General features: G+C 73.3%; 10 protein-coding genes. 8 read left to right on the top strand and 2 right to left on the bottom strand.

Annotated features, from left to right (window positions below):
• The first annotated feature begins 54 nt into the window (after positions 1-54).
• Positions 55-1677, top strand: a complete 1623-nt coding sequence (locus ACIGEZ_RS23320; RefSeq protein ID WP_399834057.1) for an acyl-CoA carboxylase subunit beta — start codon at positions 55-57, stop codon at positions 1675-1677.
• Positions 1674-1880 (top strand): acyl-CoA carboxylase epsilon subunit, encoded by a 207-nt coding sequence (locus ACIGEZ_RS23315; protein WP_399834055.1) that lies wholly within the window; start codon positions 1674-1676, stop codon positions 1878-1880. Before ACIGEZ_RS23320 ends, ACIGEZ_RS23315 begins: the two co-directional genes overlap by 4 nt.
• A 101-nt stretch (positions 1881-1981) precedes the next feature.
• Here ACIGEZ_RS23315 and ACIGEZ_RS23310 read toward each other — a convergent pair whose 3' ends face one another.
• Together ACIGEZ_RS23310 and ACIGEZ_RS23305 are read right to left on the bottom strand one after the other, a co-directional pair.
• Positions 1982-3529 carry a glycosyltransferase family 39 protein gene (locus ACIGEZ_RS23310; RefSeq protein ID WP_399834053.1) on the bottom strand — a complete coding sequence of 516 codons (1548 nt, stop codon included), beginning with the start codon at positions 3527-3529 and terminating at the stop codon, positions 1982-1984.
• Positions 3530-3671: 142 nt separating this feature from the next.
• Entirely contained in the window at positions 3672-4532 is an 861-nt protein-coding gene (locus tag ACIGEZ_RS23305) for a helix-turn-helix transcriptional regulator (RefSeq protein WP_399834051.1), read from the bottom strand.
• 138 nt (positions 4533-4670) lie between these two features.
• Between ACIGEZ_RS23305 and ACIGEZ_RS23300 the strand changes: the two genes are divergently transcribed.
• From ACIGEZ_RS23300 to ACIGEZ_RS23275, 6 genes are all read left to right on the top strand, one after another.
• On the top strand, positions 4671-5450 hold the full coding sequence (locus ACIGEZ_RS23300) for an NAD(P)H-dependent oxidoreductase (protein WP_399834049.1): 780 nt from the start codon (positions 4671-4673) through the stop codon (positions 5448-5450).
• 247 nt (positions 5451-5697) lie between these two features.
• The gene (locus tag ACIGEZ_RS23295) at positions 5698-6846 is read left to right on the top strand and encodes a tetratricopeptide repeat protein (protein WP_399834047.1); all 1149 of its coding nucleotides are present in this window, start codon (positions 5698-5700) and stop codon (positions 6844-6846) included.
• A 65-nt stretch (positions 6847-6911) separates the two neighbouring features.
• Positions 6912-7964 carry a polyprenyl synthetase family protein gene (locus ACIGEZ_RS23290; RefSeq protein ID WP_399834225.1) on the top strand — a complete coding sequence of 351 codons (1053 nt, stop codon included), beginning with the start codon at positions 6912-6914 and terminating at the stop codon, positions 7962-7964.
• Positions 7965-8181: 217 nt separating this feature from the next.
• Entirely contained in the window at positions 8182-8781 is a 600-nt protein-coding gene (locus tag ACIGEZ_RS23285) for an RNA polymerase sigma factor (RefSeq protein ID WP_399834045.1), read from the top strand.
• Positions 8782-8813: 32 nt separating this feature from the next.
• Positions 8814-9173, top strand: a complete 360-nt coding sequence (locus tag ACIGEZ_RS23280; protein WP_399834223.1) for a hypothetical protein — start codon at positions 8814-8816, stop codon at positions 9171-9173.
• A gap of 179 nt (positions 9174-9352) precedes the next feature.
• Complete coding sequence (locus ACIGEZ_RS23275) at positions 9353-11419, top strand: SpoIIE family protein phosphatase (protein ID WP_399834043.1); 2067 nt, start codon at positions 9353-9355, stop codon at positions 11417-11419.
• The last annotated feature ends 17 nt before the right edge of the window (positions 11420-11436 follow it).

Genomic DNA, 11436 nt, shown 5'->3' with positions numbered 1-11436 from the left:
CTGTCACAGAGGCCGTCGAGCCCGCCTTGAGCGACCGGGTGCACGCTGCACGGCATGAGCGTTGTCGAGGAAACGCCGCTGACCGCCCCGAGCACCACAGGCGCCGCCGCGGCCGGCGCCGCCAACGGACATCTGCGCGACCGCGCGGCGGAACTCGTCGAGCTGCGCGAGCGCGTGCGACGCGGTCCCAGCGAACGGGCGACCGAGGCGCAGCACGCCAAGGGAAAGCTGACCGCTCGCGAGCGCCTCGCGCTCCTCTTCGACGAGGGCACGTTCACCGAGATCGAGGAGCTGCGCAGGCACCGGGCCACGGGCTTCGGCCTGGAGGACCGCCGCCCGCACACCGACGGCGTCGTCACCGGCTGGGGCCGGGTGCACGGCCGCACCGTGTTCGCCTACGCCCACGACTTCCGGATCTTCGGCGGCGCGCTCGGCGAGGCGCACGCCGAGAAGATCCACAAGCTGATGGACCTCGCCGCGTCCGCCGGCTCCCCGATCGTCGGCCTGTGCGACGGCGCGGGCGCCAGGATCCAGGAGGGCGTCACCGCGCTCGCCGGCTACGGCGGCATCTTCACCCGTAACGTACGCAACTCCGGTGTCATCCCGCAGATCAGCGTGATCCTCGGACCGTGCGCGGGCGGCGCCGCCTACTCCCCGGCGCTGACCGACTTCGTCTTCATGGTGCGGGGCACCGCGCAGATGTTCATCACCGGTCCCGACGTGGTCCAGGCGGTCACCGGTGAGGTCATCACGCACGACGCCCTGGGCGGCGCCGACGCCCACTCGTCGGTCTCGGGCGTGGCCCACTTCGCGTGCGACGACGAGGAGTCCTGCCTGGAGGACGTACGCCACCTGCTGTCCCTGCTGCCGTCCAACAACCGGGAGCCGGCCCCCGCGGAGCCCGCGTCCGACCCGGCCGACCGCCGCACCGAGGCGCTGCTCGACCTGGTCCCGGCCGACCCCGGCCGCGCGTACGACATGCGGGCGGTGATCGAGGAGATCGTCGACGACGGCGACTACTTCGAGATCCAGGCGGACTGGGCCACCAACATCGTCTGCGCGCTGACCCGCCTGGACGGCCAGGTAGTGGGCGTCGTCGCCAACCAGCCGGCGTCGTTCGCGGGGGTCCTCGACATCCACGCCTCGGAAAAGGCCGCCCGCTTCGTCCAGACCTGCGACTCCTTCAACATCCCGCTCGTCACGCTCGTCGACGTCCCCGGCTTCCTGCCCGGCGTCGACCAGGAGCACGGCGGCATCATCCGGCACGGCGCCAAGCTGCTCTACGCCTACTGCAACGCCACCGTGCCGCGCGTCCAGCTGATCCTGCGCAAGGCGTACGGCGGCGCCTACATCGTCATGGACTCCCGCTCGATCGGCACGGACATCTCGCTGGCCTGGCCGGGCAACGAGATCGCCGTGATGGGCGCGGAGGGCGCGGCGAACGTCGTCTTCCGGCGCGAGATCGCGGCCGCCGACGACCCGGACGCGGCCCGCGACCGCCTGGTCAAGGAGTACCGGGCGGAGCTGATGCACCCGTACTACGCGGCCGAACGCGGCCTCGTCGACAGCGTGATCGACCCTGCCGAGACCCGCACCCGCCTCATCGGCGCCCTCGCGATGCTCCGCGCCAAACACGCCCCGCTGCCCAGCCGCAAACACGGGAACCAGCCCCAGTGACCACCCCCGCCATCCGCATCCTCCGCGGCACCCCGGCCCCGGAAGAACTGGCCGCCCTCCTCCTGGTCCTCCAGGCCCTGACCGCCACCCCCGCCCCCCAGCCCCCACCGCCCACGCCCCCCTGGCCGACTCCGACGACCCCCCTCACCGCCCCACCCACGTCGTGGTCCGCCCGCCGGCCCCGGGCCTGGCGTACCGGATAGCCTCCGTCCCGCGCGGCACGGTCCCCTCCGCGTGGGCGATGATGTCCACCGGGAAACGGTCCACTGCGGGACCGTACCGAGCGGCGGGGTGTTCGGGCTCCTCACTCCCGTACGTACAACTGCACCAGGCCGCTCTTCAGCTTCGTGCTGCGGACGAGGGAGAACCCCTTGCGCAGATTCGTGATCTTCGGGTCCTGGTCGAACCACTGCTCGCCCCAGGCGCTGGGCCAGGCGACCACCCACACCCGCCGCTCCGCGCCGATGCGCTTCCCGATGCCCGGCGCGTCGAGCTCCTCGCCGTAGAACGTGCCGGAGGCGGCCGCGCTCGTCTTGAGGGCGATGTCGCGGCGGCCGGCGAACTCCTGGTCGTAGCTGAGGAAGATGTGCCGCTGGTACGAGGGGACGAAGACCACCGCGTCGTTCGGGCGGGTCTTGGCGGCCACGTACGCGGCGACCTGCCGCAGGTCGTCGATGCGGCCGTCCTTGCCTCGTTCCTGCTGGTGGAAGGGGAGCTGGCACCAGAACGCGGCGGCGACCGCCGCGACGCCGGCCGCCGTCACCACCGGCCGCCAGGGAGCGGCGCGCAGGGCGCCGAGGGACCGTTCCAGGCCGGCGGCGACCAGGAGCGGGACTCCGGCGAAGGCGAACAGCAGGTAGCGGTCGACGAACAGGGGCTTCACGAGGGAGAGGGTGAAGAGCGCCGCCACCGGCAGGACGACGAGAGGGAGCGCCACGGCGGTGAGGCCGACGGTGCCGGTGCGCCGCAGCGGCCACAGCACCGCGAGCCCGGCGAGCACCGCCGCGGCCGTGAGCACCCGGGCGTCGGGGCCGGCGAACTGCACGGCGAGCAGCCGGAGTTCCTCCGCTCCCGGCTCCTGGATCCACGAGATCTGGTCGCCCTGGCGCGAGGAGAGCACGGCGAGCGGCACCACCGGCACCACCGCCGTGCCCGCGGCCGCCGCCCACCGCCGCCAGGCCCCGGGACGGGACCGGGCCGACAGCACCGTCGCTCCGTGGGCGGCCAGCATCAGCAGGGCGAACTCGTGCAGCAGGGCGGTGCCGGCGACGGCCGCCGCGTAACCGGCCCACCCCCGGAACGAGTCGCGCTCGACGGCGTTCACCAGGCACCAGGTGGCGAGCGCGGCACCGGCCGCCACGAGGGCGTACGAGCGGCCCTCCTGCGCGTAGAAGGACGCGAACGGCGTGGCCGCGTACAGCAGTCCGGCCCACAGACCCACCCGGGGGCGCGCCAGCCGACAGCCGATCGCGGCGATCAGCCCGGCGGTGCACGTGGCGCCCAGCACCGACGGGAGCCGCAGCATCACCTCGTCGGCGCGGACGGCGAGCGCGGCGTGCACGAGGAGGTAGTACAGGCCGTGGACGGCGTCGAGCTCGCCCAGGAGGCGCCAGATCTCCGGCACGGAGCGCCGGGCGATCTGGAACGTCGCGGACTCGTCGCGCCACATGGTGCCGCGGTCGATCCCCCACATGCCGATGCCGAGCATGACGGCGGCGGGCACCAGGACCGCCCCCGCGGCCGCGAAGCGGCTCGGCGGGGCAGTGGAAGGGGCGGCGGGCGGAGGCGTGTCGTGATCGTCAGGGACGTACGGGGAGGGGGGCGTGCTGACGTGAGGGTTCGCCGTGCGCATGCTCGGACCATAGGCGTTGGGGAATGACTGCCCCGGTTCATCCCCCGCGACGCGAATCCGCTGTCACCTCAACGGAGCCGGACGAGGACGACCTCGGATCCCTGGAAGTGAGCCCTGCTCGAACCCCTTCGGGTGCGGCACTTCACGCTCGCTCCCGTGGGCTGACACCCGGCCTGACCGCGGGACGCGCGTCACCGCTGTCCGCGCCCAGGCCCGCGAGCAGGCGCAGCCCGTCCTCGGCGGGGCTGCCGGGGGCCGCGGACAGCACCACCAGCTCCATGCTCGAATCGTCCGGCAGCGCGAAGTTCTCCTGGTGCAGCTCCAGCGGCCCGACGAGCGGGTGCCGGTACGCCTTGCGCCCATGGGTGCGGGCGCGTACGTCCGCACGGGCCCAGAGGCGGCGGAAGCGCTCGCTGCCCATCGCCAGCTCGCCGACGAGCGAGGCCAGGCGCGGATCCTCCGGGTACTTGCCGGCGGCCAGGCGCAGGTGCCCGACCACGTCGAGGGTGCACTTCTCCCAGTCCGCGTACAGGCCGCGCTCGGCCTCCTCGAGGAAGAGGTGCCGGGCGATGTTCAGGCCTGGCATCGGCCGGCCGAAGAGGAGCCCGGCGAGGCGGTTCCCGGCGAGCACGTCCAGGCGGTGGTCCATGATCAGCGCGGGTGCCCCGGCGACCAGGTCGAGGACGCGCAGCAGCTCCGGCCGGACCCGCCCGCCCGGTGCCTTCGCGCGGCGGCGGCGCTGCCGGGCGAGCCGGTGGAGGTGCCCGCATTCGGTCTCGTCGAGCCCGAGGACGCGGGCGAGCGCGTCGAGGACCTGCTCGGAGGGCTGGGTCGCGCGGCCCTGCTCCAGGCGTACGTAGTAGTCGACGCTGACTCCGGACAGGTGCGCGACCTCCTCGCGGCGCAGCCCTTCGACCCGGCGGCGGCTGTCGGTGGGTATGCCGACGGCCGCCGGGTCGACCCGGGAACGCCGGGTCCGCAGAAAACCCGCGAGATCGTCCATTCCCCCAGTATGGCCGCGCCGCCGCCCGCGAAGGTGGCCCTGCCGATACCAGGAAGTCCCGTCCGACGGAAGGCGCGCCCCTGAACACCGGGCGCCGCGGCGGCCAGAGTTGGCGGCACCCGATCCGGAGGAGTTCCGATGAAGACGCTGATCGTCTACGCCCACCCCGAGCCGAAGTCGCTCAACGGCTCGCTGAAGGACCTCGCGGTCGCCACGTTGGAGGCCGCCGGGCACGAGGTACGGGTGAGCGATCTGTACGCGATGAACTGGAAGGCGGTCGTGGACGCCACGGACTACGGCCCCGACGCCTCGACCCCGCTGAGGGTCGCCCGGGACTCGGGCCGGGCCTTCGAGGCCGGGACCCTCACCCCGGACGTCCGCGCCGAGCAGGAGAAGCTGCTGTGGGCCGACACGATCATCTTCCAGTTCCCGCTGTGGTGGTACACGATGCCCGCGATCCTCAAGGGCTGGGTGGACCGGGTGTTCACCTACCGCTTCGCGTACGGAGTCGGCGAGCACAGCGACACCAAGTACGGCGAGCGCTTCGGCGAAGGCACCCTCGCGGGCCGCAGGGCCCTGCTGTCGGTGACCGTCGGAGGCCCGGAGTCGCACTACTCCGCTCGCGGGATCAACGGCCCGATCGACGACCTGCTGTTCCCGTTCCACCACGGCATCCTCTACTACCCGGGCATCGAGGTGCTGCCCCCGTTCGTGCTGCACGGCACCGACCGACTGCCCGACGAGGACTACCCGGACGTCGCCAAGGCCTGGGAGCAGCGCCTGCTCACCCTGGAGTCGACCGAGCCGATCGCGTTCCGGCGGCAGAACTTCGGTGACTACGAGATCCCCTCGCTGCACCTGAAGGAGGGCCTGGAGCCCGCCGGCCGCACGGGTTTCGCGCTGCACGTCCGCGGCTAGTCCCGGCTAGTCCCGGCTAGTCCACGAGGCGTCGCGGCTGCGGACGGGCAAGGTGCGCTCCACCATTCCGGCGCCCGTGGCCCGGCGTACGACTCGCTGAGGAGCCGCCCGCGGTCGTGTAGCACCTGAGGATGACCTCCGTGCCCATACACAGACGGACATTGCAGCCGAAGCGGAACCCCGCTCCGCCGTCCACGTCTTGATCCTCGCGTCGGCTTGATCGTCGAGCCGGCATGAGGAGGTTCTGATGGCAGGTCAGGTCAGTGAGCGGTCGGCGAGGGCGTCCGCGCCGGAGTACCAAGGGGCTCTGGGGTCGATGTCCGTGAACGCCTCCCTGCCCGAGGTGCTCGCCCGGGGCATGCAGGGGGTCCGGGCGGCGGAGCGGTCCGGGGACCTGCGGGAGGTGGCGCGCTGCGAACTGGCCGTGGCAGAGGCCTGCCGCAGGCTCGGGCGGACCGGGGAGGCCGACCGGGCCTGGAAGGCGAGCTATCGGGCGGCACGTTCGGCCGGTGACGAAGGGGCGATGGCGTGGGCCCTGTGGAGCGGCGGCACACTGGCCCGGCAGCGCGGCGCGTTCAGGCTGGCGTACCGGTTGCTGAGGCTCGCGGCCGAGGCGGGAGAGCGCGGCGGGGACGTCGTCGTGCGGGGCTATTCGCTGGCGGGGCTGGCCGAGACCGGGCGCATACAGGGCGACTACGAGGCCGTGGGGAGGCTGCACGAGCAGCTGCTGGCCGAGGCCCGCCGTCGCGGCGAGGCCCGGCACACGGTGTGGGCGCTGGAGGGCATCGCGCAGATGCACCGCAACACCGGCCGCTACGACGAGGCCCTGGCACTGTTCGAGGAGGCGGCCGACACGGCCTCGCGCGCCGAGGACCGGCGCGGGTGGGCGTGGGCCCTGCGGGGCATCGCCGACGTGGTGTCCGTACGCGACGGGGACGTGGAGCGCGCCCTGTCGCTGCTGACGCAGGCCGAGGAGGCCTGCCGGGAGATGCGGCTGCACAGCGCGCTCGCCTACAACCACAAGATGCGCGGCAACGTGCTGTACCGGGCGGGCCGGTACGAGCAGGCCCGCGAGCAGTACGCGCGGGCGCTGGAGGAGTTCCGGGAGATGGACGAGCCGCGCGGGACGGCGCTGTCGAGGCTGGGGCTGGTCAAGGCCGAGGCCCGCCTGGGGCGCGACATCGCGCACACCGCCGCGGAACTGGCCGGGCTGCGCTCGACCCTGGACCGCATCGGCCTGCGACACGCCCGGGACATGGTGGACAGGGCCGCGGCGGAGCTGAAGGTCGGGCGGCTGCCGGATCACACCGGAGACGGACCGGGGGCAGCCGGGCCGGTGCTGCCGGCAGTCGGGGCGGAGGCGCTGCGCACGGCTGACCCGGAGGGGCTGCGGTGAGCGCCCTCCCGACGTCCGTCCCGCCGGTGTGCTCGCCCGCCGGTCAGCCGGGCGCCGCGGCCGCGGTGGGTACCTCCCGTGGGCACCACGCCTCGGCGACCGCTGTCCTGGAGCGCTGCCGTGAACTGGTCCGGCCCGCGCTGGTGGAGGCGGTGGGCCGGTTGCACCCCTGGACCGGTGAGATGGCGGCGTACGCGCTGGGCTGGGCGGACACGGCAGGGAACCCGGACTCCGGCGGATCCGAGGGCAAGGGAGTGCGGCAGGCACTCGCCGTGCTCGGGGCAGAGGCCGTCGGGGCCGACAGCGCCGACGCCGTCCCGGGCGCCGTGGCCGTCGAACTCGTGCACACCTTCTCCCTGCTCCACGACGACATCATGGACGCCGATGCCCTGCGCCGGCAGCGCCCGGCGGTGTGGAAGACCTACGGGACGGGCCCGGCCGTCCTGGCAGGCGACGCGCTCCTCGCCCAGGCCGTGGGCGGCCTGGCCGAGGCCCGGGGCCCCCACGCGGCAGCCGCGGTCCGGTGCCTGTGCGGGACCCTGAACACGCTGGTGTCCGGCCAGGCGCAGGACCTGCGCTTCGAACACCGCCCCTGGTACGGTCCCGGCGCGGTCGGGCCGGAGCAGTACCGGGTCATGGCCGAGCACAAGACAGGTGCCCTGCTGGGTTGCGCGATCGCGCTCGGCGCGGTGCTGGGCGGCGCCCCTGACAGTACCGTCGCCGCGCTCGAACGAGCCGGACGCCATCTCGGCCTCGCCTTCCAGGCGGTGGACGACATCCTCGGCGTCTGGGGCGACCCGGCGGTGACCGGCAAACCCGTCCACAGCGACCTGCGCCAGGGCAAGAAGACCTACCCGGTCCTCGCCGCACTCGCCGCCGGGGGCAGGGCAGCACGGGAACTCGGGGCGCTGCTCGAATCCACCCGGACGATCGACGGCGAGACCGCCGAACACGCCGCGGCGCTCGTGGAGGAGGCCGGCGGGCGGACCGCGACCCGCGAGGAAGCGCTCCGACAGCTGGACACCGCCCGCCGCACCCTGCACGAGGCACCGCTGACATACTCCGCAGCACAGGAACTGGACGCACTGTTCACGCACATGCTGGACCGCACCTGGTGACACCTCAGGTGAATCCTTTCCGGACCTGCCCGCCTCTTGTGTGTGTACCGGCCGAGGGGCCGGCGGAAGCGAGAGGGGACACCCATGATGATCACGAGCCTCGTAGTGATCGGAGCGCTGCTCGTGGGCGCGTGCAGCTGGCACCTGGTGCGGCGCTCCAAGGGCCGAGGCTGATGCGCGCCCGGGCACGGGGGCGCCTTCCGGAGACGAGTCACCGATGAACCCACGCTTCTCCTGGCCGGATGAACGGCTGATCAAGGCCGCTCAGGACGGCGACGTCACATCGCTCACCACCGTCGTCCTGGAATCGCAGCCTCATGTGCGCAAGTTCGCCATGTCGCTGTGCGCTTCGCCGCAGGACGCCGAGGACGCGGCGCAGGAGGCGCTGATCATCCTCTACCGGAAGATCGGCACCTTGCGGGCCACCGGCGCGCTCGCCTCCTGGATGTTCCGGATCGTGCGCAACGAATGCCTCCGTCACGTACGGCTGCTCGTCTCGCGGATCGACGAGGCGCCGGCCGATCCGGAGGCCGGCGTGGAACCGTCCGCCGAGGAAGCGGTGCTGCACAGGCTGGAGGTGAAGCGGATCGCGGCCGCGATCGGCGCCCTCCCCCCTGACCAGCAGAAGGTGCTGATCATGCGGGACGTACAGGGGCTGCCCGGCAAGACCGTCGCCCGTTCGCTCGGCCTCAGCGACGCCGCCATGAAATCGCGGCTGCACCGGGCACGCGCGGCCCTGCGGCACTCGCTGGCAGCGAGGGACCGAGCGTCCGTTCACACCGTCCACCCCTCGGCCGAAGGAGCCGCACGACCGTGAACACTCCGGACACCTTGAAGCCCGCACGGGACGTGGAGGCCCGGGCCACCGGGCAATCCGCGGCGCACGGGACGAGGTTCGCCAGCCGGTCCGTCCCGCGCCACCTGGCGCGCGGCGCCATCGGCTTCGGGCTGATCATCGGCTCGATCGCCCTGGTGCCCGTCGCCGGCCCGGCCGCCCTGCTGGTGGCCCCCTTGGCCCTGATCGCCTTTCGCGGCTGCCCCACCTGCTGGATGGTCGGCCTGGCGCAGACCGTCTCCCGGGGCCGTCTCGAGCGCCAGTGCGTGGACGGCGTGTGCAGCCTTGCCAAGGCGCACCCGGCGGGGCGGGCCACGGTCACCGGCGACGAGCACGATGCGCTGCCACAGGCTGCCGAGCGAACCGGCAGGTAGAAGAGGGGGCGACACAGAGTACGCGGGTACGCACCCTCCGCAGGGCGCGGCGCCGGGTGGAAAAGGCCCGGGCCCTGGGCCTTTCCACAGCCGCGCTCGAGCCGGCGGGGCAGTCCGGGGCGAGCGCGGCTGTGGAGGGGTGCGGATACTGAGAAGGAGACGGCGGTGAGTTCATCGCGATGGATCCTTTGGCAGCCGATGTGACCAGCGGTGCCGCGCGTGATGCGGGCGGCTGGCTCGGCGCGCTTCCGATCGCCGCCATGGCCACCGACCAGTCCGGGGCGATCGTCCGCTGGGACCGTACGGCCCAGGACCTGCTCGGCCATGCCTTCCGTGACGTGGCCGGCCGGCACATCTCCGAGCTGTTGCACTCCCCCGCGGGCCGGAGCCTGGGCCGCACGCTGTGGGAGCGGGCGATCACCGGCCGGGGCGTGACGGGCTCGGTGACCGCCTGGCACCGGGACGGACGCCCGGTCGAGCTGGAGATCTGGGCGACGCCGGTCCCCGCCGGCACCCGCGGCGGCACCACGGTGCTGGTCTTCGCCGCAGAAGCGCACGCCGCACGAGCGGTCCGCGGCTCCTCCGCGGTGTGGGACGGGCTCTTCGCCAGATCGCCGGTCGGGATCGCCGTCTTCGACACCAAGCTGCGGTTCCTGCGCGTCAACCCCGCCCTTGCAGCCATGAACGGCCTCGCACCGGCCGCACACATCGGCCGCCGCCTGGGGGAGATCCTGCCCACGGTGAACGCCGCGGACATGGAGACCGCGATGCGGCAGGTCCTCGAGCGCGGCGAGCCGATCCTCGACTTCCGCCGTGTCGGCCGCACCCCTGCGGACCCCGACCGCGACCACGTGTGGTCCTGCTCGTACGTGCGCCTGGAAGACCCCGATGGCCGGGCCATCGGGCTGACCGCCACCCTGATCGACATCACCACCCAGCAGCAGGCCGAACTCGAAGCCGAAGCCGGACGCCGCCGCCTCGCGCTCATCAACGAGGCCACCTCCAAGATCGGCACCAGCCTGGACCTGGAGCGCACCGCGCAGGAGCTCGCCGACGCCGCCGTCCCCGACCTGGCCGACGCCGTCACCGTGGACGTCCTGGACAGCCTCGCCACCGATGGCGACCTCGCCCCCGGACTCGTCGGCGGCACCGCCCTGCGCCGCCTGGGCAAAGCACCGCTGACCGGCTCGGCGGTCACCGACGCCCTGGCACCCCTCGGCCGCACCCTCACCTTCCCCGCCTCGGCCCCCTACACCCAGGTCCTGGCAGCGCGCCGCTCCTTCCTCGTCGCCCACCTGGACGAGCAGGCCATCGCCCCGGCCGCACGCCACTCCACCACCCCGGCCAGACTCCTGGGCCTGGGCGTGCACTCCCTGATGATGGTGCCGCTGCTGGCCCGCGGCGTCGTCCTGGGCCTGGCCACCTTCTACCGCCACCGCGCCGTCGGCCCCTTCACCGAGGTCGACCAGGCGCTGGCCGGCGAACTCGCCGCACGCGCCGCCGTCTGCGTCGACAACGCCCGCCTCTACCACCGCGAACACGACACGGCGCTCATCCTCCAGCGCAGCATGCTGCCCCAGCACATCACCCCGCCCCCCGGCATCGAAGTCGCCCACCGCTACCTGCCCGCCATCGACGTGAACGAGGTCGGCGGCGACTGGTACGACGTCATCAGCCTGACCGAAGGCCGAGCCGCGCTCGCCATCGGCGACGTCATGGGCCACGGCACGCCCGCGGCCGCCGTCATGGGACGCCTGTCCGCCAGCGTTCGCGCCCTGGCCCGCCTCGACCTCGAACCCGAAGACCTGCTCCGCCAGCTGGAAGCCGCGCTGGACGACCTGGCCACCCCGATGCTCGCCACCTTCTGCTACGCCGTCATCGACCCCGCCGACGGCCACTGCCGGATCGTCCGCGCCGGTCACCCACCCCCCGCTCTGGTGCAGCCCGACGGCACCGCCCGCCTCCTCGACCTGCCCGCGGGCCTCCCGCTCGGCGTCGGCGGCGTCCCGTTCACCACCACGGACCTCACCCTCCGGCCCGGCAGCGTCCTGGTGCTCTACACCGACGGCCTCGTCGAGGCCCGGGGCAGCGACATCGACGACCGCCTCACCGAACTCACCCATCTCCTGGCACAGCCCGGGCCCTCCCTCGACCGGCTGTGCGACACCCTCCTCGCCCACCTGGTCCCGGCCTCCGCCGACGACGACATCGCCCTGCTCGCCGCCCGGCTGCAGTCGGCCGCGTGACCGCAGCGCCCCCGGTG

Origin of the sequence: Streptomyces sp. NPDC085481, assembly GCF_044541845.1 — a bacterium.
In the GTDB taxonomy this organism is placed as follows: domain Bacteria; phylum Actinomycetota; class Actinomycetes; order Streptomycetales; family Streptomycetaceae; genus Streptomyces.
Note: the sequence above shows the minus strand (reverse complement) of the source record. Positions and strands in the feature narration are given on the sequence as shown.

Bases quoted from the DNA above. Each gene is read 5' to 3' on its own strand.
- ACIGEZ_RS23320 (WP_399834057.1), top strand. From the start codon at position 55: ATGAGCGTTGTCGAGGAAACGCCGCTGACCGCCCCGAGCACCACAGGC.
- ACIGEZ_RS23310 (WP_399834053.1), bottom strand. From the start codon at position 3,529: ATGCGCACGGCGAACCCTCACGTCAGCACGCCCCCCTCCCCGTACGTC.
- ACIGEZ_RS23305 (WP_399834051.1), bottom strand. From the start codon at position 4,532: ATGGACGATCTCGCGGGTTTTCTGCGGACCCGGCGTTCCCGGGTCGAC.
- ACIGEZ_RS23300 (WP_399834049.1), top strand. From the start codon at position 4,671: ATGAAGACGCTGATCGTCTACGCCCACCCCGAGCCGAAGTCGCTCAAC.
- ACIGEZ_RS23295 (WP_399834047.1), top strand. From the start codon at position 5,698: ATGGCAGGTCAGGTCAGTGAGCGGTCGGCGAGGGCGTCCGCGCCGGAG.
- ACIGEZ_RS23285 (WP_399834045.1), top strand. From the start codon at position 8,182: ATGAACCCACGCTTCTCCTGGCCGGATGAACGGCTGATCAAGGCCGCT.
- ACIGEZ_RS23275 (WP_399834043.1), top strand. From the start codon at position 9,353: ATGGATCCTTTGGCAGCCGATGTGACCAGCGGTGCCGCGCGTGATGCG.